This window comes from Acinetobacter guerrae, from assembly GCF_009372255.1.
Classification (GTDB): Bacteria; Pseudomonadota; Gammaproteobacteria; order Pseudomonadales; family Moraxellaceae; genus Acinetobacter; species Acinetobacter guerrae.
The window spans coordinates 338084-358958 of sequence record NZ_LXGN01000034.1 but is presented as its reverse complement, the minus strand read 5'-3'; the positions used below and the strand labels follow the sequence as shown (position 1 = coordinate 358958).

The 20875-nt window shown below is 36.7% G+C and carries 17 protein-coding genes and 1 pseudogene; 13 read left to right on the top strand and 5 right to left on the bottom strand.

Features of this window, described 5'->3' with window-relative positions; translation table 11 throughout:
* The first annotated feature begins 23 nt into the window (after window positions 1–23).
* From A7A69_RS11415 to A7A69_RS11405, 3 genes are read left to right on the top strand one after another with little or no spacing between them, the layout of a single operon-like run.
* On the top strand, window positions 24–1433 hold the full coding sequence (locus A7A69_RS11415) for an amino acid permease (protein ID WP_151980166.1): 1410 nt from the start codon (window positions 24–26) through the stop codon (window positions 1431–1433).
* A 14-nt stretch (window positions 1434–1447) separates the two neighbouring features.
* Window positions 1448–2194 carry an alpha/beta hydrolase gene (locus A7A69_RS11410; RefSeq protein WP_151980167.1) on the top strand — a complete coding sequence of 249 codons (747 nt, stop codon included), beginning with the start codon at window positions 1448–1450 and terminating at the stop codon, window positions 2192–2194.
* 30 nt (window positions 2195–2224) lie between these two features.
* Window positions 2225–3385, top strand: coding sequence for a porin (locus A7A69_RS11405; protein ID WP_151980168.1), 1161 nt, complete (start codon window positions 2225–2227; stop codon window positions 3383–3385).
* 147 nt (window positions 3386–3532) lie between these two features.
* On the opposite strand, the gene A7A69_RS11400 is transcribed toward A7A69_RS11405, so the two are convergent.
* Window positions 3533–4312, bottom strand: a complete 780-nt coding sequence (locus A7A69_RS11400) for a peptidoglycan DD-metalloendopeptidase family protein (RefSeq protein ID WP_241675254.1) — start codon at window positions 4310–4312, stop codon at window positions 3533–3535.
* Window positions 4313–4633: 321 nt separating this feature from the next.
* Between A7A69_RS11400 and clpB the strand changes: the two genes are divergently transcribed.
* Complete coding sequence (clpB, locus tag A7A69_RS11395) at window positions 4634–7213, top strand: ATP-dependent chaperone ClpB (protein ID WP_120368857.1); 2580 nt, start codon at window positions 4634–4636, stop codon at window positions 7211–7213.
* 185 nt (window positions 7214–7398) lie between these two features.
* Window positions 7399–7842, top strand: a complete 444-nt coding sequence (locus tag A7A69_RS11390; RefSeq protein ID WP_120368858.1) for a hypothetical protein — start codon at window positions 7399–7401, stop codon at window positions 7840–7842.
* 59 nt (window positions 7843–7901) lie between these two features.
* Here the strand turns inward: A7A69_RS11390 and rlmKL are convergent, their stop codons facing one another.
* Window positions 7902–10103, bottom strand: coding sequence for a bifunctional 23S rRNA (guanine(2069)-N(7))-methyltransferase RlmK/23S rRNA (guanine(2445)-N(2))-methyltransferase RlmL (gene rlmKL, locus A7A69_RS11385; RefSeq protein WP_152877652.1), 2202 nt, complete (start codon window positions 10101–10103; stop codon window positions 7902–7904).
* Window positions 10104–10246: 143 nt separating this feature from the next.
* Between rlmKL and A7A69_RS11380 the strand changes: the two genes are divergently transcribed.
* Together A7A69_RS11380 and A7A69_RS11375 are read left to right on the top strand one after the other, a co-directional pair.
* The gene (locus tag A7A69_RS11380) at window positions 10247–11263 is read left to right on the top strand and encodes an aspartate carbamoyltransferase catalytic subunit (RefSeq protein ID WP_152877650.1); all 1017 of its coding nucleotides are present in this window, start codon (window positions 10247–10249) and stop codon (window positions 11261–11263) included.
* A 12-nt stretch (window positions 11264–11275) separates the two neighbouring features.
* A complete protein-coding gene (locus tag A7A69_RS11375; protein WP_152877648.1) occupies window positions 11276–12511 on the top strand; it encodes a dihydroorotase in 1236 nt (411 codons plus the stop codon).
* Between the two features lie 1361 nt (window positions 12512–13872).
* Here A7A69_RS11375 and A7A69_RS11360 read toward each other — a convergent pair.
* From A7A69_RS11360 to A7A69_RS11355, 3 genes are read right to left on the bottom strand one after another with little or no spacing between them, the layout of a single operon-like run.
* Window positions 13873–14916 carry a hypothetical protein gene (locus tag A7A69_RS11360; RefSeq protein WP_241675249.1) on the bottom strand — a complete coding sequence of 348 codons (1044 nt, stop codon included), beginning with the start codon at window positions 14914–14916 and terminating at the stop codon, window positions 13873–13875.
* 24 nt (window positions 14917–14940) lie between these two features.
* The gene (locus A7A69_RS16850; protein ID WP_241675248.1) at window positions 14941–15288 is read right to left on the bottom strand and encodes a hypothetical protein; all 348 of its coding nucleotides are present in this window, start codon (window positions 15286–15288) and stop codon (window positions 14941–14943) included.
* A 2-nt stretch (window positions 15289–15290) separates the two neighbouring features.
* Complete coding sequence (locus A7A69_RS11355) at window positions 15291–15653, bottom strand: hypothetical protein (protein ID WP_152877644.1); 363 nt, start codon at window positions 15651–15653, stop codon at window positions 15291–15293.
* 72 nt (window positions 15654–15725) lie between these two features.
* Here A7A69_RS11355 and A7A69_RS11350 point away from each other — a divergent pair, with 72 nt between their 5' ends.
* The 6 genes and pseudogenes from A7A69_RS11350 to A7A69_RS11325 form a co-directional block, all read left to right on the top strand.
* Complete coding sequence (locus A7A69_RS11350; protein WP_152877642.1) at window positions 15726–16367, top strand: Ntn hydrolase family protein; 642 nt, start codon at window positions 15726–15728, stop codon at window positions 16365–16367.
* A 194-nt stretch (window positions 16368–16561) separates the two neighbouring features.
* A complete protein-coding gene (locus tag A7A69_RS11345; protein ID WP_152877640.1) occupies window positions 16562–17581 on the top strand; it encodes a DUF1311 domain-containing protein in 1020 nt (339 codons plus the stop codon).
* 95 nt (window positions 17582–17676) lie between these two features.
* Window positions 17677–18459: a Rossmann-like and DUF2520 domain-containing protein gene (locus tag A7A69_RS11340; protein ID WP_152877638.1), complete on the top strand. Its 783-nt coding sequence runs from the start codon at window positions 17677–17679 to the stop codon at window positions 18457–18459.
* A gap of 23 nt (window positions 18460–18482) precedes the next feature.
* Window positions 18483–19157, top strand: coding sequence for a class I SAM-dependent methyltransferase (locus A7A69_RS11335; RefSeq protein ID WP_152877636.1), 675 nt, complete (start codon window positions 18483–18485; stop codon window positions 19155–19157).
* A 231-nt stretch (window positions 19158–19388) separates the two neighbouring features.
* Entirely contained in the window at window positions 19389–20066 is a 678-nt protein-coding gene (locus A7A69_RS11330; protein WP_152877634.1) for a paraquat-inducible protein A, read from the top strand.
* A gap of 80 nt (window positions 20067–20146) precedes the next feature.
* A pseudogene (locus tag A7A69_RS11325) lies at window positions 20147–20869 on the top strand (paraquat-inducible protein A); the annotation flags it as partial.
* Between the last annotated feature and the right edge of the window lie 6 nt (window positions 20870–20875).

Genomic DNA, 20875 nt, shown 5'->3' with positions numbered 1-20875 from the left:
CTGTATATGGCTAGGAGAGCCTTATGGATAATTTTAATAAGATTCAATCTCGTGAAGCGGGATTACATAAAAAGTTAACTGCAAAGCAAATGGGTATGATTGCGATTGGCGGCGCAATTGGAACTGGGCTATTTATGGGAAGTAAGTTTGCCATCAGTTTTGCAGGGCCAGCGGTGATTTTAAGTTATGCCATTGGCGGATTGATTGCTTTCGCGTTAATGGCGTGTTTAGCTGAAATGACGGTTCAACATCCTACATCAGGTTCTTTTGGTGCTTATGCGGAGCATTATATTGGGCCCTTGGCTGGCTTTTTAGTTCGCTATAGTTATTGGGCGTGTATTGTTTTGGCTGTTGGAACAGAAATTACCGCAGTCGCCGATTATATGAAAATGTGGTTTCCGCATGTATCTTCATGGGTCTGGATCCTTTTTTTTTCTGGGACATTACTGGCAGTTAATGCTTATAGTGTTAAGGCATTTGGTTTGGTCGAGTACTGGTTTTCAACCATTAAAATCTTCGCCATTATTGCATTTATACTTTTAGCGATAGCTATTCTGACCCAAAATCATCAACAAAGTAGCCATGTTGTATTCAATCTCACTGCACATGGTGGTTTTTTTCCCAACGGTTTTAGTGGTGTCTGGATCGGCGTTATTATTTCAATCTTTAGCTATTTAAGTATTGAAATGATTGCTGTAGCTGCGGGTGAAGCATCTAACCCTGAAAAAGCTGTCAAATATGCTTTTAAAAGCACAGCCATCCGCTTAATTTTATTCTACCTACTTTCTTTATCTTTAATTGTGGCTTTAGTGCCGTGGACGGTACTGATTGGCAAAGACGCAACTAGCCCATTTGTGATGGTCATGAAAATAGTGGGAATTCCATATGCTGATAGTATTCTGAATTTTATTGTAATTGTGGCTGCTCTCTCTGCCATGAACAGTATGTTATATATCTCAACGCGGATGTTATTTAGTTTATCTCGTGCTGGTGATGCACCCAAAATTTTCGGAAAAATTCGTAGTAATGGTGTCCCGATGAATGCGCTCTTACTTTCTGCGACGGGGATTGGGGTTGCAAGTGTGGTTTATACTATAGATCCTGCTTCAGCTTTTCCGATCATGATTGCTTTATCCATGTTTGGTGCTTTATTTACTTGGGGCAGTATCTTTGTCACCCATTTATTTTTTAGAAAAAATTTAGCCAAAAATAAAATTGCATTGAAATTTAGAATACCTGCGAGCAGTTTAATTTCAATTTTTGGTCTTGTTAGTATTTTGAGTATTACCATCACCACATGGTTTACGCATGAATTTAAATCGACCCTACAATTTGGCTTACCATTTATTTTGATTCTAGTGCTATTTTTTTACTTAAGACCAACCGCAACAAGGATAGACCTTCCCAATAAAGAAAAGATATCAGAAAACTAATGCAGGGTTATCCGATGAGACTCTACGATAATTCCAGAACAGTTAGCAATGAGCAAGAGATCCTCATTGCTTTTCAAAAGCGTAGTCTTTTGAGTTATCAGCAGCATCACTGCATTCGGGATATTCAATATGCTGAACAGCAACGCGCTAATTTTGATTATTTCCCTTTAGATCATGCAAAGAAAACTTTAATTTTTCTACATGGCGGTTATTGGCAATGGTGTGATAAATCGGATTTTGCATTTATTGCGGCTGAGGTATTGGCTAAAGACATGCAATGCGTTCTGCTTGAATATGATTTAGCACCGCATAGTCGGCTTGGTGAAATGGTTGTTCAAGTGAAAGCAGCACTGGATTTTCTTCAACAACAAGCTTGGATCACCAATCAGGTCTTACTGGTCGGACATTCAGCGGGTGCGCACTTGGCGGCGATGGCACTTGATCACCCTTTAATCACTGAAGCTGCATTATTAAGTGGAATTTATGATCTGGCACCGATTCAAAATACTCATTTAAATGCAGCGCTGAGTTTATCTGAAAATGAAATTATGAAGTTTAGCCCGATTTCTGTACTTGATCGGTTTAAAAAAACTTATCGCATTTATTGCGGAAAACAAGAATTGGATGAACTGAAATGGCAAAGTCGTCATTATTTTGAACAAAGGCGCAGCATTGATCAGGACTTGGTGAGTTTTACCGAGCTTAAAAACATTCATCACTACAATATTTTAGATGCGTATTTCTCACAAATATTGGAATAAAGCGCAGCAATATACAGGATAATTTTACAAATGGTTAAGTTTAATCTTAAATACCATCGGTTACTTATTGCGTCAAGTTTTGTTATTTCAACAACGGCGTTTGCCGAGGTAAGTCTTATTGATCAAAGTTCCATTTTTACCGATCATGATCAGTTTAAATTGACCACCTCGGGCAGCCTACGCTTACAAGCACTTAATTTTGATCAATATAATGAGTCAAATGAAAGCCAAAAATATCGACGTAACGGCTATAGTGCAACCAGTCGCATATATGCTAATGCCTATTATAAATTTAACGATGAATATAGTTTATTAGCGGGTTATCAAAATTATATTAATCCACCCAAAATACTGGATTGGGAAGGTCATTATGCGCAATCTGATAAAAATATTACAACTGAACAAGCCTATATGGGCATTTCAAGCCAAAGCTACGGTACCTTAAAGTACGGAAAAATTTATAGCCTGTATTATGATGTGGTCGGCATCAAAACCGATCTTTGGGACTATGACACCTTGGGTCAAGCACAAACTTGGAGCCCAGTGGCTTATTATGATGGCACACAAGCTGCGAGTAAAACACTGAGATACGAGAAAAAAACAGGTTTGATTGATTATTATGCGGCTTATTTGTTTAAAGATGATACGCAGATACAGGGTCTGCAGTACCAGCGTCAATCAGGTCAGGAAGCCGCGATTGAGATTCATCTGAATAAAAATACCAGTTGGGCAGTTTCATGGAAGCATAATGCAGCCAGCCTTTCGGCAGTAGGTGAACAACAAAAATTTGATCAAAATTTAATTGCAACCTCCTTATTTTATTTTAATGGTCAATGGGTGTTTGGTATTGGAGGTGGCTGGTATAAAAATCTCTTGCCAAACTATGATGCGTTGAGTCAAATGCCATCAGCATCATTGAAAAACTTTTTAAACACCGAAGCCTATGGCTTTGAATATTATGCAGGCTATCAATTTAAGATTGCTGATCATGGCATTAAATTTGTACAGCCTTATGTCATGGGCAATTATTTAAAATATAGTAGTGGCTATGATTTTTCACGACGTGATCATGGAGTGGGTGTTGCAGTTCGTTTTGAGCATGGATTTGGTTTTGATTATGAACGCTTATATACTCAGGATAGTTATGCTACACCAGATATGCATTTATTTAGATTGCGTTATGAATGGTAATCATCAACGCTTAATACAAATCAGTCAATTTATATCTTTTCTTTGATTTTATTGATGTATGCAATTCACTTATACGCCATTTGTTTAAGTGAGTTGCATCATCATTGAACGTGACGAGAAAACTAATCAAAAAAATGAACAATAAAATTAAGGCTTTAAAAACAATTGCGGATCTACCCGTGCATTATTTAAGCTCATTCCCCAATGTAGATGTGGCCCCGTGACACGCCCCGTTTTTCCGACTAATCCTAAAACCTCTCCTTGACGAATGTGCTGACCTTGCTTGACCTCAATTTTACTTAAATGACAAAACATACTGATTAACCCTTGTCCATGATCAATCAGCACAGTTTTTCCATTGAAGAAGTAATCGCCTGTTTGCACCACAATGCCGTCGGCAGGAGCAACAACTTTTTGTCCTATGGGTGCAGGAATATCCAACCCTGAATGTGGTGCTCGTTCTTCACCATTAAAAAAACGTTTGCGCCCAAAAGAATTACTGAATTGGCCTAAGGTTGGGCGAATAAAGTGAGGCAGTGCTTGCCATGTACTTGGTGTAAATGAACTATAAACATCATTTTGCACTTTGGCTTCATTGGCATAGCGTGTCAATTGAGCATCTGAAGGATTCACATAATCTTGATTTTTGACGTTAATACGTTGTTCTGCATATGCATAAGGTTTTATTTCGATCTGAATTGGTTGAGTATTAGTCTCTAGTTTTAAAGTACCAATTGGCGTATTTAATGGAATCCCTAGAATGGCATAACGTTGGGTATTTTCATTGCTAATCAGAATATTTTGCTGATTAAAGCGAACATTTTTAATCTCTTGGCCCAGTGGAATAACCGCAATCCCACCGGGACGGCGAGAATCCTGTGGTAATTCAGCATGAATAGATTGTAATGAGATCAACATAAAGCCCATCACAGAATAAACGTATTTTTTTAACATAGAGATCAACAATAAATAGTTATGAAATATTTTTAACAGATTGTTTTTGAATAATCTGCTGTTTTATGTGTGTATTCGAGATATTTTGCTTTGACACTCGATTAACAAAAACTGACTATAGATCACTTGAAAATGTTTGGAAATGAACCCATATTACAATGGAGATCCATTATGCTTGTATTTTAACATAAGCTTATGAAAAATATAATGAAAATTTATAAAAAATGATTGAAATCCATAAAAGCGTTCCCATGTATAAAGCAAGTAACAAATTGATGATGAGGAATAACAATAATGCGTTTTGAGAAATTTACCAATCGATTGCAACAAGCTTTATCAGATGCACAATCTTTGGCTACTGGCAAAGACCATACAGCTATTGATGGTGTTCATATTCTTACTGTTTTACTGGAAGAACCATCAAATTTAAGCCTGTTGCAGCAATCGGGTGCGCGGCTACCAGAGTTAAAACAAAAGCTCGAACAAGCCCTTAAAGATGCACCAACAATTGCCAATCCGACGGGTGATGTGAATTTAAATCCTGAAGCAGTTAAGGTTTTGAATCTGGCAGATCGACATGCACAAAAGGCAGGTGATGAGTTCTTATCGACTGACTGGGTACTTCTGGCACTCACTGAAACAGGCAGTACCAAAAGCTTATTAAACAGCGTAGGTGTAACGACAGACGCTTTACGTAAAGTTATTGAATCTATTCGAGGCAACGATAAAGTCATGAGTAATAATCACGAAGATCAACGTGACTCATTAAATAAATATACGATTGATTTAACCGAACGTGCTTTGGCAGGTAAACTTGACCCTGTGATTGGACGTGATGATGAAATTCGTCGGACCATTCAAGTCTTGTCACGTCGTACCAAAAATAACCCTGTGTTGATTGGTGAGCCGGGTGTGGGTAAAACCGCGATTGTTGAGGGCTTGGCTCAACGTATTGTCAATGGTGAAGTTCCAGAAAGCCTAAAAAATAAACGTGTTTTATCGCTAGATTTAGGTTCATTGCTTGCAGGGGCAAAATATCGTGGTGAATTTGAGGAGCGTTTAAAAGCGGTACTTAATGATCTGGCCAAACAAGATGGGAATGTGATTTTATTTATTGACGAATTACATACTTTGGTTGGTGCAGGTAAAACCGATGGTGCGATGGATGCAGGTAATATGCTGAAACCTGCATTGGCACGGGGAGAACTGCGTTGTGTCGGTGCAACGACATTAGATGAGTATCGCCAATACATCGAAAAAGATGCTGCTCTTGAACGCCGTTTCCAAAAAGTATTGGTCGATGAACCAAGTGTTGAAGATACCATTGCGATTTTGCGCGGTTTAAAAGAGAAATATGCCGCACATCATGGTGTACAAATTCTTGACTCCGCAATTATTGCAGCGGCAAAAATGTCACATCGTTATATCACAGATCGTCAGCTACCTGACAAAGCCATCGATTTGATTGATGAAGCAGCATCGCGTATTAAAATGGAGATCGACTCTAAACCAGAAGCTTTAGATCGTTTGGAACGTCGTATTATCCAGTTAAAAATGCAGCTTGAAGCGGTAAAACGTGATGAAGATGCTGGCAGTAAAGCGGAAATTAATCATCTTGAAGAACAGATTTCAATCATTGAGAAAGAATACAATGATATGGAAGAGATCTGGAAAGCGGAAAAAACACTGGTCGAAGGTGACAAGAAAGCCCAAATTGAGCTTGACCATGCGCGTATTGCTTTTGATAAGGCACAGCGTGAAGGCGATTTGGCAGAAGCTGCACGTTTACAATATGGCGTCATTCCTGAGTTGCAAAAACGTCTGGAACAAGCTGAAGTTGCTGAAGAAAACGAAGAGCCAAAACTCATTCGTACCAAAGTAACGGAAAATGAAATTGCTGAGGTGGTCAGCGCAGCAACCGGTATTCCTGTGGCGAAAATGCTGCAAGGCGAACGTGAAAAGCTTCTACATATGGAAGAGTTTTTACATAACCGTGTCGTCGGGCAGGATGAAGCTGTTGTGGCTGTTTCAAATGCGGTTCGTCGTTCTCGTGCTGGATTGTCTGATCCAAATCGACCAAGTGGTTCATTCCTATTCCTTGGGCCAACAGGTGTGGGTAAAACAGAGTTGACCAAAGCATTGGCAAATTTCCTGTTTGATAGTGACGATGCCATGATTCGTATCGATATGAGCGAATTTATGGAGAAACATTCGGTGAGTCGTTTGGTTGGTGCGCCTCCAGGCTATGTTGGCTACGAAGAGGGTGGTGTACTCACTGAGGCAGTACGTCGTAAACCTTATAGCGTGGTATTGTTCGATGAAGTCGAAAAAGCGCATCCAGATGTGTTTAATATTTTATTGCAAGTTCTGGATGATGGGCGTTTAACTGATTCACAAGGTCGTGTGATTGACTTTAAGAATACTGTGATTGTCATGACATCAAACCTAGGTTCGCAAGATGTTCGTGAGCTAGGGGAAGGTGCAACTGATGATGAAGTGCGGGCTGTAGTGATGTCGGCTGTGAGCCAGCATTTCCGTCCAGAGTTTATCAACCGTATTGATGAGTTGGTGGTATTCCACTCTCTGAAAAAATCACAAATCCGTGGTATTGCCGATATTCAACTTGATCGTTTGCGCTCACGTTTGGCAGATCGTGAAATTGGATTGACCGTGGATGATACTGCTTTTGATATCCTGATTGATGCAGGTTTTGATCCTGTTTATGGTGCGCGTCCATTGAAACGTGCGATTCAGCAACAAGTTGAAAATCCACTTGCACAGAAAATTTTGGGAGCAGAATTTCAGGCGGGAGATAATATCATTATCAAAGGTGATCATGGTCATCTCGTGTTTGATAAATTAAAACTGAGTTAATTTCTGACTGAGTGTGAAGCTTTATAAAGAGGATGTGGTTAATACATCCTCTTTTTTACATCTTGATAGATGGATATAACCGACAGATTATCGGGAAGTTCTTTCTAAGCATTGCAGATTAAATCAAATCTTGTTAGCGTAAAATTAAATAAGAAGAACTGAGTAAATAAAGGAAGAATCACGTGATGGAACGTCAAGGATCTGCACTCTATACAATGATTGTTTTGCTAGGAAGTTTGGGGTGCTCAGGCTATACAATTTCTGCGACACCTTTAAATGAAAATGTCTTAAGAAATGAAAGCGATTCACTCGAACGTGTAACACCACCTGTAGTAAAGGCAGTTGAACAAGACGCAAAAAAACCAGTATCTGAGCAAAAAAATCTAAACCAGAATATTGCCAAAAAACATACCAAACAATTGACTCAGGATAATCTTGATGCGAGTGTTCTTTCTGAGTATGAAGAACAAAAAAAGATTACTGAACCAACACGTGCAAGTACCTATCTACAGCAACAAATTCCAGAACTGCCGCCTTACGAAGAAAAAGTCCGTATGGATAAGCTTAATTTTAGTGGGCCACAGCTTGGTAATGCCAAAGGCGATGTCACGATTACCATCAATAAATAAAGCCCATTGAAATCTCAAAAGGCTTTATTAAATGGATTACATTTTCTCAAAACATACGTTTAGTTCGGTAGATGTTGAATTTTCCACGCACGATGAATTTTTTGATTTCGTTTAAAATCAGGGCCGATCGTATCATGGGTGATTTCTTCAGCATCAAACAGGGCTTCGATTTCTTCATCAAGTTCAAAACCACGATAGTTATTGGAAAAATATAGTGTCCCTTCAGAACTTAAACGATTCATTGCTCGTTTGAGTAATGACACATGATCACGCTGAATATCAAAAGTGCCATAAAACTTTTTAGAGTTTGAAAATGTTGGTGGGTCAATAAAGATCAAGTCATATTGTTCATGACCTTCTTTGAGCCATTCAAAACAGTCACTGGCAAAGAACATATGTTGTTCATCGGCATGGTCAACTGTGAGACCATTTAAAACAAAATTTTCTTTTGACCAATTCAAATAAGTATTGGATAAATCTACGCTCGTCGTGCTGGCTGCGCCACCCAATGCGGCATGCAGGCTTGCAGTCGAAGTATAACTAAACAGATTTAAGAAGTGCTTACCACGTGCTTCTTTAGCAATGCGCAAACGCATTTGTCTATGATCTAGAAACAGACCTGTATCCAGATAATCTGTTAAGTTGACTAAAATCTTGGCTTGACCTTCCTGAACAATAAAACGCTTAGACGCAGTGCTTTGTTTGGTATATTGGTTTTTACCTTCTTGACGCGCACGAGTTTTAATAAATATCGCTTCGCGAGATAACCCTGTTACTGCACGAACGGCAGCCAATGCTAAATTAAACCGTTTCTTGGCTTTTTCAGGATCAATGGTTTTCGGTGGTGCGTATTCCTGAACATGCAGTCGATCACCGTATAAATCTACTGCGACATTAAAATCAGGCAAATCGGCATCATAAAGGCGTAAACAGAACACTTGTTCTTTTGTAGCCCATTTTTTTAAGGCAGACATATTCTTTTGTAAGCGATTGGCAAAATCTTGTGCGCCTTCAATTTCGACAGGATCAGCATGCCAGTTACTCAAAAATGGCTGATGATTTGCGACAGGTTTTACTCGCCCAAAACGAATGTAAATTGGCAATTTACCATTCATTAAGCGTAAGGTTTCGGGATCGCTCAATGCCAATACATCAGCTTGCTCAATCTGTGCTGCAATCACGGCAGCATGCTGATTCGGAAAATGTTGTTGTAATAGGGCAGATAAACCTAAATAAAAAGCACGGTTTGAAGCTTTATCGCCAAGACGTTCGCCGTATGGTGGGTTGGTCACCACGAAAGCCTTGTTATAGGTGTTTTCAAAAGATGGCCAGTCTGCAAGTGGGCGTTCTTCAATTTGGATTTGATCTAGTAATTTTTCAAAACCTGCCGCAATAATATTTTGACGAGTCGCTTTTACGGCTTCCCAATCTGCATCATATGCATAAAATTTGGGTAGGCTTTTTTCTAAAGCGACCTCATGACGCTGTGCAGCCTCGGCTTTAATTTCAAGCCAGAGTTCACGGTCATGCCCATGCCAACCATTAAAGCCAAAACGACGAACTAGACCAGGTGCACGATCTGTCAAAATCATCAAAGATTCAATAATAAACGTACCTGAACCACACATCGGGTCGAGAATTAAATCGGGCTGTAATTGTTGTAATTTGGCTTTTTGTAAAATTGCGGCTGCCAAATTTTCTTTAATCGGTGCTTCGGTCATATAGTGACGATAGCCGCGCTTGTGTAGGGAATCACCTGATAAGTCTAAGCAAAAGGTGTGTTCGGTTTTACCTGCCAATACAAACAAGGTAATTTCGGGTTGTTTGGTATCAATGCTAGGACGACGACCAACGGCTTCCATAAAAGAATCGACTACACCGTCTTTAGTTCTAAGTGTCGCAAACTGAGTATTGACTTTAATTTCACGCTCGACATGCAAACGGATGGCAAAGGTACTTTGAGGTGCAAAAATGAGTGACCAATCAAAATTTAAAGCCCCTTCGTACAGTTCTTCTGCAACATCACGGGCATCATGACTAAATTCGATCTCGTAGGTATGAATTGGCTTGAGTACGCGTGACGCTAGACGTGACCACATACAAATTCGGTAAGCTTGTTCTAAAGATCCTTGAAAAATGAGACGACCTGCAAAGCGTTCAGTCTGCTCGATGCCTAAACCTTGTAATTCTTGTTGCAATAAGGTTTCCAGTCCATCTGCACAGGTAACCCAATATGTAGAAAGACGTTGCGGTGAATTCATTCAATTTTCCAAGAGCAGCTAAAGCAATCGGTTATTTTAGCGTATTTTCAAGGGGAAAACTTGTTCATTTGCCTAAAACTTCAACTGCCCGATTGAGAAAAATATCTGTATAATGCCTTAACTTAACGTCTAAGGAATCTCTCATGCACTTGGCGGCATTGCATACACCGAGTCAGATTCAGCTCAATCAGCAGGGCAATTTAAAACACTTTTTGACCATCGAAGGTCTTTCCAAAGAAACGCTTACAAAAATTCTCGATACCGCGCAATCTTTTATAAATGATCAAAATCAGTTGATCACGACGCCATTACTTGAAGGGCGTACCGTGATGAATTTATTTTTTGAAAATTCTACCCGTACTCGTACTACTTTTGAGGCGGCAGCGAAACGTTTGTCTGCCAATGTGTTAAATATTGATATTGCACGTTCAAGTACCTCTAAAGGGGAAACCTTGCGAGATACACTCTGGAACTTGGAAGCAATGGCGGCAGATATCTTTGTGGTACGTCATTCCTCTTCAGGTGCGGCACATTTTATTGCTAAAGATGTCTGTCCAAATCTAGCGATTATTAATGCAGGAGATGGACGTCACGCTCATCCAACGCAAGCAATGTTGGATATGCTGACTATTCGTCGTGATACCAATAAACCTTTTGAAGAACTCAGCGTTGCAATTATTGGTGACATTAAACATTCTCGTGTTGCACGTTCTGATGTTGCTGCCTTACAAACTTTAGGTTGTAAAGATATACGGGTGATTGCCCCAAATACATTGCTACCTGTTGGTTTTACTGAATATGGTGAGCATGTTCGTTTGTTCAATAAAATGGATGAAGGCGTTAAAGATTGTGATGTCATCATCGCACTACGTATTCAAAATGAACGAATTGATTCGCCTGCATTGTCTTCTCAAGCAGAATTTTATCGTATGTATGGACTGAATCAGGAACGTTTGGCGTTGGCTAAACCTGATTGTATTGTGATGCATCCTGGCCCAATGAATCGTGGTGTCGAGATCGATTCTAGCATTGCGGATGGCCCGCGCTCTGTGATTTTGCATCAGGTGACCAATGGTATTGCGGTGCGTATGGCGGTTCTGGCACTCACAATGCAAGGGCAGTTACAGCACCAGGGTTTAATTGAAGCAGTCGCGGTATAAGGGATCAACATCATGAGCAATATTAAACTTGAAAATGTCCGTTTACTTGATCCTGTAGAGAAAATTGACCTAATTACAACTGTTTATTTAAAAAATGGTAAACGTGTTGAATCACTTGAGCATATTGATGAAAGTATCGATGCACAAGGTAAATGGTTGATGCCAACGATGGTAGATTTGTGCGCACGTGTACGAGAGCCAGGACAACAACAACATGGTACTTTGAAGTCTGAAGGCAAGGCTGCACGTGAAAATGGTATTTTACATGTGATTACGCCACCAGATTCTAAACCGATTGTGCAGGACAATGGTGCCTTGATTCATGGCTTAATTGAGAAAGCATGGACGGATGGACAGTTTCATTTACATATTATTGGCGCGCAGACCCAAGGTTTAATGGGCAAACAACCTGCTAATATGGCGGCACTTAAAAAGGGTGGTTGTACCGCCGTGTCAAATGCCAATGCATCTTTTGAAGATGATGATGTAGTTATTCGCACACTGGAATATGCTGCAGGTTTAGGCTTAACCGTAGTGTTTTATCCAGAAGAAGCACAAATTGCCAAAGATGGCTGTGTGCATGAAGGCTTCATTGCTTCACGTCAAGGTTTACCGATGATTCCTGCGATTGCAGAAACCATTGCGATTGCGAAATACCTAATCATGATTGAAGCGACTGGGGTACGCGCGCACTTTGGACTGTTATCTTCTGGGAAATCAATTGAGTTGATTGAAGCGGCTAAAACCAAAGGCTTACCTGTAACTGCTGATGTTGCGATGCATCAGTTACATTTAACTGAATCCTTAATTGATGGTTTTAATTCATTGGCTCATGTACGTCCGCCTTTGCGTTCTGAGCAAGATAAACAACAACTACGCCAAGCAGTAAAATCAGGTGTCATTGATGCAATTTGTACGCATCATGAACCTTTAAGTAGTTCGGCGAAAATGATGCCATTTGCAGAAACTTTGCCGGGAATTAGTGCTTTTGATACTTATGTAGCTTTGGGTGTTCAATTGGTCAAAGAAGGATTGTTTGAACCACTTGAGTGGGTAGAGAAAGTCACCATAGCACCTGCTCAAGTTGCGAATATGTTAGAGCGTTGGCAGGCTGAAAAAGGCTGGGTATTAGTTGATCCTGATTTACAGTGGACAGTAGAAAAGAAAAGTATTTTGTCTAGTGGTAAAAATACACCACTTTTAAATCAGACTTTAACTGGAAAAGTCATTCAAACTTTTTTTATTTAAAAAATCCCCCCCAACTAAGTTGGGGGACTTATTTTGAATAGGTATGATCGAGAAAGAATATTGAGTGTTTTACGCCAAAAAACTAAGGGTAGTGCACTTAGAAAATAAAAATCAAAATAATTTAAAGGGGCTTTATAAAGATCATCATATTTAAACATAATTTTGCAAATTTCTTTCAGGTTTTTGTTTATGTAAATGTATTGAATTATAAAAAATTAAAGAAAATAAGAAACCAAACATTATTAGTGGGATCTATTTAAATGAAATAAAAATTATCCTCACTATTATTTACTCATTTTATCTTCAATAATATCAAAAGTTTTAACTTTTGATTGTAACAAAACGACGTATTCTTAACTAATCTCAATAGAGCTTTGGGTAAGCATTTTGTAATCATAAAATGTGTTCAATTGAATTTAATTAAAAAACATGCAATAGCTATAAAAATCATACTAAGTATTCCAAATAAAAATACAAGATATTGAATGTAAAATAAATATGGATTTTGGTGAAGTAGTTTATTTAATTGATGTCGTTCAATTTTAAAATAAAACTCTTTTCTATAAAGTTTTTTAAATTTTGTTCCTTTTTTTATGTTGAGTGTTTCACGCCAAAAAACTAAGGGAAGGGTACTTAGAAAATAAAAATCAAAATAATTTAAAGGGGCTTTATAAAGATCATCATATTTAAACATAATCTTGCAAATTTCTTTTAGATTTTTGTTTATATAAATGTACTGAACTACGAAAGAAAATAAATATAAAAAAGAGAAAACTATAGTCAAAAATACAAATGGCATAGTTTTTATAAATAATAAAAATTTATTCATGTTAGTAAGTTATTCATTAAAAAACTATGGGTTTCGCATTCAATATAACTTAAAATCTCATGGCTAACTAATTTTCATACAGCTAAAAATTTGCTTTATAGCTGAAAATTAAATATTTTACGAAAATTTAATCAAAAAACAGCCAATTGCCATAAAAAGCAAGCTGAAAATTCCAGAAAAAAATACAAAATATTGAATGTAAAAGAAATAAGGATTTTGGTGAAGTAGTTTATTTAATTGATGTCGTTCAATTTTAAAATAAAACTCTTTTCCATAAAGTTTTTTGAATTTTGTTCCTTTCTTTATGTTGAGTGTTTCACGCCAAAAAACTAAGGGAAGGGCACTTAGAAAATAAAAATCAAAATAATTCAAAGGGGCTTTATAAAGATCATCATATTTAAACATAATTTTGCAAATTTCTTTCAGGTTTTTGTTTATGTAAATGTATTGAATTATAAAAAAAATAAAGAAAATAAGAAACCAAACATTATTAGTGGGATCTCTTTAAATAAAATAAAAAATATATTCATAATCATTTACTTCTTTTAACTTCTGCAATTTCATAAGCTATGTCTGCTGCGACTCCAAATAATTCGCTTCCTCCCCATCCTAATAAAGCCGAAGCACCCGCAGCAATACCGAGTACAATTAATGAAGTGCCACCAGAGGCTACTGTAAGTACAATAAATGCTCCTGCACTACCGCCAATTAAACCACCAACAATCTTTGAACTTTCAACAACAGTTGTTTTTGCTTTTTCTTCATTTTTTGCATGGACAATAGCATCTCTTGCATTGTAAACATCTAAAGCAAGGAATAAATATCCTCCACCTTTTATATATTTACTCATTTTCCCAAGTTCACTCATCTTTTTTACATATTCTTTTATCCCACCTTTATAAACCTCTCCTCTTGCAAGTGTAGATTGGCTAATAATACGTCTCATATTGTCAGTCTTGATTGATCGATCCCACTTAAAAATCTGTTTTAGAGATTCTCTGTTTAATTCATCATATAAATATGAATACTTGTTTTTAAAAGCCTTGAAGTTTTTAGGATTAGCCAAACTAGATCCTTTGGCTTTTTCCTCAGCCATTTTTAAGGCAAGTTCTCCATGAATTTTATGCATTCTTTGAACAATGCCATCAGAGAAACTTAATGCACCATCTATGCCACCTTTTAGGACGGATCCCCAAGCAGCAGTACTGTCATTTGAATGCTGATCAAATTTAAGAACCAAGGGATCATTATTATTTTCTAAAATATTTTGATGAGATATTTTACTATTCTTATTTAGCATAGCATCATAAAAAAACTCATAATTTTGAGCAAAAAAGACTGCATCGAAATTTTTATCTTTTTGCATCTCATCTAAATTTTTCTGTGCTTCTTGTGCATATTTTTTATATTTTGGTAAGGCTTTGGCCGTAGTTGAATTGGAAAGAATAACAACCGTACCTGGCGTTAATAACTTGATAGGGGCTATGTCAGAAATATGAGTATTATTTGCTTTAAGAATGTCCCAATCTGATGGAATCAGTGGTCTTTTAAATACTTTTTTTGACCAATTCAGCATAGTTTCAGTATTTTTGATGAGATACTATGCAACTTCACCATCATTTAGATAAATTTCTTTAATATTCTCTTTTATATTTTTGGTGATTTCGGTCGTGGTCTTAACTGTAAATACATTATGTTTGTTCTTATTGGGATAAGCTTTGGCAGCCACCTTTTGAAGTAACTTTCCACCTAAGTAAATCTCATAAATTAAAGTAGTGTTTAAATTGTAGATTTCAGTCCATTCTGTTAGGCCTTGTCCATTAAAATGTCCATCAAAGACAGTTGCTTTTTTAGTATGGTTATTGCTCACTATAAATTTATAATTTAAGTCTTTGAACTTAAGTGGATCCTGAATGATGAGTTTAAGGCGACTGAAATGAGTACTCATGTTTAATCCTCAATATCTTCTTCTTTTGCTTGTTCAATTTCATTCATCATGACCCAAGTCGTGACTTTTTGAGGAGAGGGCATTTTAGTCAACTGCATAAAACCATCTTCATCAGTTTTCCCTTTTCGTATATTTCCATCTTCATCTATAGACAAATATGGTTTATTTACCATAGCCTGATTTTTTTTATTTTTAACTAAATATTGTAAAACATAAGGGTTGCTCATATCTGGGATTTGTGGAAGCTGGTATTTTACTATGGCTCCATTCTCAAATTTATGTTGTCCTGCTTTGGATTCGAACTTTCCTGGAGTAATCACGGTAACTCCATTCTTGTTTATAATAATTTGAGACCCACTAGCCATAAAATTATTCCCCTAGTTATTAAATATAAAAAAATATACAATAAAAATTAAATTATTAATTTATTTTAGCATATGACATTTATTATTGCGATTCAACTTGAAGATAGTGTTATTATTGCAGCAGATAACAGAAGTGTAAAGATAGATAAGGATGGAAATATACTTTCTTTTTCTGATGGTATGACTAAATTATATTTATGGGAAAATGGTGTTATTACTGGGGCAGGTGAAGTCACTTTGATTTACCGGGCAATTGATTTTTTTATAAAATTGGCGAAATCAAAAATTGAAACTTTACCTAAATGTTTAAAAATATCAAGAATGTTAAGAGAACTAGAAGTAGAAAACTTTCAGATACAGATCACTAAACTTCTTTATTCATATAATCAGCCCAATAAAATTCAACTTTATTCTATACAACCAGATCACTGTGGTGAATATCAAGTTAAAGCATGCGAAGAAAATGAAATTTTAATATGGTTGTTTAGTCCACATGTAGAAGCAATTACACCGCTGTTAAAGAAACTTTATTCTAACCTTAGATCACGTCATTCTTTTAATCAGAAAAGTGAGTGGTTTGAGTGTTATATTATTGATCTTTGTGAGATTTTTAAAATTCAGGCAGGCTGTGATTCTATGATGAGTTGTAGTTTTAGTTATGTTTTTCAATCTAAAGAAGATTATATTTTTGGTCATACTCTTAACATTCATTAAGGTTGTTGTAGAAATTTTTTTATTTACATAGTAATTATATTTTTAGATAGAATGCGTAATTATTTTAAATATTTATCATTAAATAACAAATAAATTAGCGTTTAATACGAAAATAATCAATATACTTGATTAGTAGGTGTAATATCATTAGGCTGTACTTCATACAAGTAATCAAAAGTTATGATTCAAAAAATATGAAGAATTTTATCATTTTAATGACATTGTTAACTGGGGTTTTATTCAGTGGTTGTGACTACGTTATAAATAAAAAAACCGAAAATAAAGCTCAGAATGTTGCAGATTTTAGTTGTACCAATCAAGATAATCTTAATAAAATTCAAGGTTATTTGAAGTCTGAATATATAAAAGTCATGGAGAAAAAACTGCGCCAATCTTCTGGGTATTATGAAGCTGATCGAAATATTCTAGAAAACATTAATAAAAGCTTAAAGTTTGAGATAAAAACGATTCGAACTTTGACCGAAGATACTCAAACAGAAAAACAACTTAACTGTGAAAGTCAATTGGTTGTACATTTTCCTAAAGGTTTAATGCAACGTGCAGAAAATGCTTATCAGGTCTATATTGAGAATAGCGAAGAGCACGGATATTCAACTGTGAAAGATTATCTAGATAATAATGAATCAGGTTTGAAAGTAACTGATGACGAATTGCGTGGTGATTTATTATATGATATCACGAAGACTGATAAAGAAGGTTTGAGTTTGAGTGTACTGAATCAAAATGAGATATTGGAAGGGGTCGCCTTTATCACTGAACAAGCAGTTTTTTTTGAAAGTTATGTTGAAAAGAATAAAGAATATCAATCCATGATTGACCATAATGACCAAAAAGTGGCTGCACAATACAATCTCGCAAAACAGGCGATGGATATTCGTAAAAAAGAATTAGATGCTGAAAATCAGAGACAAGTTGAAAGACTGAATCAAACGTGGGATAACTTTACAGAAGAACAGCGCGATCAACTTAAACAAGATCAAGCAGACTGGTTTGAAAAGCGTGATGTAGATTGTAAAGTTCTTGCTCAAAAGTCTGTCTATGAAATTCCTGAAAAAGAAAAGGAAACTTATCAAAAACAATCTAATTACTGGGATCAGGCATTAAGCGATCAAAACATAGAGATACAATACACGAAGTGCTTTAACTATCGAACTATGGAACGTATTGTCTATTTAAATAATACATTTAATTAAATGATTTGAGTAAAAGCATGATAGTTGTAAAGGGCGATTGATTCGCCCTTTCTTTATTGGCATGCTTACGCCTATTGCGATCAATGAGATGAGATATGCGGATTAGTTTTATTGGTTCTGGCAAAGTTGCAACACATTTAGCCAAAGCCTTTGCACAACAGCATCAAATTGTACAAATCAAGAGTCGTAATCCCGAACATGCAAAAAAGCTTGCCAATCAAGTTGGAGCGCAAGCAATTGATGACCATCATCAATTTAGTTCAGAAATAGATTTACTCATTGTTGCAGTGAGTGATCAGTCTATTGCAACCGTCGCGCAATCTATTTCAGCACAATTATCTGAAGTTTTGATTGTTCATACTTCGGGAAGTACAGATATTAAAGTGTTGTCAGAGATACATCCAAATGCAGGTGTATTTTATCCACTGCAAACCTTTAGTTTTGAACGTGAAATTAATTGGGCTGAAACTCCTTTTTTTATAGAGGCGACTAAACAGCACAGCTTGGAAATCTTGGAACAATTAGCAAATAGCCTAAGTAGTAAAGTCTATGCTTATTCATCTTCACAACGTTTAAGTTTGCATCTGGCTGCGGTTTTTGCTTGTAATTTTAGTAATTATTGCTACGACATGGCAAAACAAATTGTGGATCAGCAAAAAGTCGATTTTTCTTTGCTTTATCCCTTAATTCTTGAGACCGCTAAAAAAGCCACACAATATGATCCTAGACAAGTTCAAACAGGGCCTGCAGTTCGAGAGGATCACAATATTCTTAAGATGCATCAACATATGCTACAACAAGCTAATCGGACAGATTTAAAAGAAATTTATCAAATCATGAGTGATGCAATTATTGACAGGCACCATTCTAAGTTCTAAACAGATAAGAAGGATAAAATAATATGGCAAAAGATTTTACATCACAGCAAGTCGTGGATGGTTACGATCAACATATTCGTCAATTAATTCCAGGTTACGAAGTGGTGCATCAGCAGATACAAGCCTTGTTAAAAACCTATCTCTCTGAATCTGCCCATATTTTAGTGGTTGGCTGTGGAACAGGTTATGAACTTCGTTATTTATTGGAAACTTTTCCAGATTGGCAGTTTACCGCAACTGATTTATCGGCCACGATGCTAGAGAAAGCACGAGCAACGATTCATGATTTGAATGTAGAGCATCGTGTTCAATTTGTTTTGGGTGATGTGTCAGATTTAGAAGATAAAACTGGTTTCGATGCCGCACTTTCAATATTGGTGACACATTTTGTCCCGTTTAGTAATAAGTTGTTGTTCCTCCATGCGATTCAAAAGCGACTTAAAGCAAAAGGTTTATTTCTAACTTTTGATTTAACCGAAGTTTCTTCCGAACAAGAACAACATGCTTTAAAAAATATCGGTGAAAGTAACGGACTTACCGAAGTGCAAACAAGTGCAATGCTTAAGCGTATGTCAGATGATTTTTATGCACTATCTGAACAACAAACTTTTGATGTGCTGGAGCAAGCTGGTTTTAATCAAATTAAAAGATTTACTCAGATTTTAAATTATCAGGGTTTTATGGCGTTCTCAAAGTAACAAAATTCAAGTCTGTCTGAAACAGATCAATCGTTGTCTGTCTATATTTGATAAGATATAAAATAACAGTGAGCGCGATCTTGTAAAAGAGCGGATAAAAACATTTTTTTTCATTCAATGGGATGTAAGTATTTAAAATACGAAAAAAATCTAAATCATTTCACACGATCTGATAAGTTTTCTGGAAATATCGAATTTATTAAATAAACAATAAAAGAGCATGATTAGTTTATGAGCGAGCCTACTGCCAAGTATTCACTTTTAGAAAATTCTGATCAGGATCAGTTAAGTACAGGTAGTCTGTCACTTAAAACATTATGCTGCTGCGAAGAATGCGATGCGGTTTATCAAAAAGTAAAACTTGAACGTGGGGAACGTGCATATTGTAATTGTTGTGGTGCTGAACTTTATCGGCAGGTCAAACCTTTTAATACCTTATTAGCGTTGGTCATTACTGCCTTAATTATTTTTATTGTAGCCAATAGTTTTCCAATCGTAAGTGTAGAACTCAATGGCAATGTATCTCAAACGACATTGTTAGGTGCAGCCTTGACTATGTTTCATATCGATCGAGGTTTTGTCGGCGTTCTCATTTTGATTACAACGTTTATTGTTCCACTGACCGATTTATTGTTATTGGCTTATATCTTTTCATCAGTTAGTGTCTTTAAAACCAGACCAAAATACTTGATCCCTGCGTTAAGAATAATCTATGTATTTCGAACATGGGGGATGGTTGAAGTTTTTTTAATTGGGGTGCTGGTGACTTTAGTTAAATTGATGGGAATGGTGGTGGTAATTCCAGGTATCGCTTTATGGGCATTTGCGATATTAAGTTTGTTGTTGGTGTATATCGCATCTGTCAAAGTTCAGGATATTTGGGATGAAGTTGATCGGTGTATGTCATGAAAAAGATCAAACAGATTGGACAGCAGTTGCATCAAGATGATTATGTCGCCGATGATGATGCCCGTATTGACCATGTTACACCCAGAGCGATCAATCTTTCATTGGTTTCCTGTCATTGTTGCGGTTTGCTCAATTCACAAAATCATCAAGCAGATCAGCCTCAATATTGCAGCAGATGTCGAAGTACATTACATATCCGCAAAGATCATAGCCAAAGCAGAACATTGGCGTTGGTAATTGCCGCGACCATTTTGTATATTCCTGCAAATGTATTGCCGATGACAATTACAGATTCATTATTGGGGCATCAACAAGATACAATAATGAGTGGGGTGATTTACTTTTGGCAAAGTGGCGATTACTTTGTTGCAGCCGTAATTTTTACTGCCAGTATATTTATCCCAATGGTGAAATTACTAATTTTGTACTTTTTGGTATTTGTGGTGCGAATGCAATCCTCTGCGCAATGGAATATGTTACCTTCCCATTGTAGTGTTTTATATCGTATTGTTGAGTTCGTAGGCCGTTGGTCGATGATTGATGTGTTTGTGGTTGCGTTATTAACTGCACTGATACAAATTCAATCATTAGCAACTATTTTAGCGGGGCCAGGCGCCGTTGCTTTTGGTGCAGTGGTTGTATTGACCATGTTTGCATCGTTAAGTTTTGATCCACGAATTATTTGGGACAATTATTACGCCTCTCAAAATAAATTACACAAGCAACCTAATTCTACGAAAAAGACCATGATTAATCAGATAAATCATTTACCATCTAAAAATGATTTTTTTCAGCCTCGCTAAAAAAGA

Excerpts from the sequence above, each read along its gene's own strand:
- A7A69_RS11410 (WP_151980167.1), top strand. The coding sequence starts at position 1,448 with ATGAGACTCTACGATAATTCCAGAACAGTTAGCAATGAGCAAGAGATC.
- A7A69_RS11330 (WP_152877634.1), top strand. The coding sequence starts at position 19,389 with ATGAGCGAGCCTACTGCCAAGTATTCACTTTTAGAAAATTCTGATCAG.
- A7A69_RS11380 (WP_152877650.1), top strand. The coding sequence starts at position 10,247 with ATGCACTTGGCGGCATTGCATACACCGAGTCAGATTCAGCTCAATCAG.
- A7A69_RS11400 (WP_241675254.1), bottom strand. The coding sequence starts at position 4,312 with ATGGGCTTTATGTTGATCTCATTACAATCTATTCATGCTGAATTACCA.
- A7A69_RS16850 (WP_241675248.1), bottom strand. The coding sequence starts at position 15,288 with ATGAGTACTCATTTCAGTCGCCTTAAACTCATCATTCAGGATCCACTT.
- A7A69_RS11335 (WP_152877636.1), top strand. The coding sequence starts at position 18,483 with ATGGCAAAAGATTTTACATCACAGCAAGTCGTGGATGGTTACGATCAA.
- clpB (WP_120368857.1), top strand. The coding sequence starts at position 4,634 with ATGCGTTTTGAGAAATTTACCAATCGATTGCAACAAGCTTTATCAGAT.
- A7A69_RS11360 (WP_241675249.1), bottom strand. The coding sequence starts at position 14,916 with ATGCTGAATTGGTCAAAAAAAGTATTTAAAAGACCACTGATTCCATCA.
- rlmKL (WP_152877652.1), bottom strand. The coding sequence starts at position 10,103 with ATGAATTCACCGCAACGTCTTTCTACATATTGGGTTACCTGTGCAGAT.
- A7A69_RS11350 (WP_152877642.1), top strand. The coding sequence starts at position 15,726 with ATGACATTTATTATTGCGATTCAACTTGAAGATAGTGTTATTATTGCA.
- A7A69_RS11345 (WP_152877640.1), top strand. The coding sequence starts at position 16,562 with ATGAAGAATTTTATCATTTTAATGACATTGTTAACTGGGGTTTTATTC.
- A7A69_RS11415 (WP_151980166.1), top strand. The coding sequence starts at position 24 with ATGGATAATTTTAATAAGATTCAATCTCGTGAAGCGGGATTACATAAA.
- A7A69_RS11405 (WP_151980168.1), top strand. The coding sequence starts at position 2,225 with ATGGTTAAGTTTAATCTTAAATACCATCGGTTACTTATTGCGTCAAGT.
- A7A69_RS11340 (WP_152877638.1), top strand. The coding sequence starts at position 17,677 with ATGCGGATTAGTTTTATTGGTTCTGGCAAAGTTGCAACACATTTAGCC.
- A7A69_RS11355 (WP_152877644.1), bottom strand. The coding sequence starts at position 15,653 with ATGGCTAGTGGGTCTCAAATTATTATAAACAAGAATGGAGTTACCGTG.
- A7A69_RS11375 (WP_152877648.1), top strand. The coding sequence starts at position 11,276 with ATGAGCAATATTAAACTTGAAAATGTCCGTTTACTTGATCCTGTAGAG.
- A7A69_RS11390 (WP_120368858.1), top strand. The coding sequence starts at position 7,399 with ATGGAACGTCAAGGATCTGCACTCTATACAATGATTGTTTTGCTAGGA.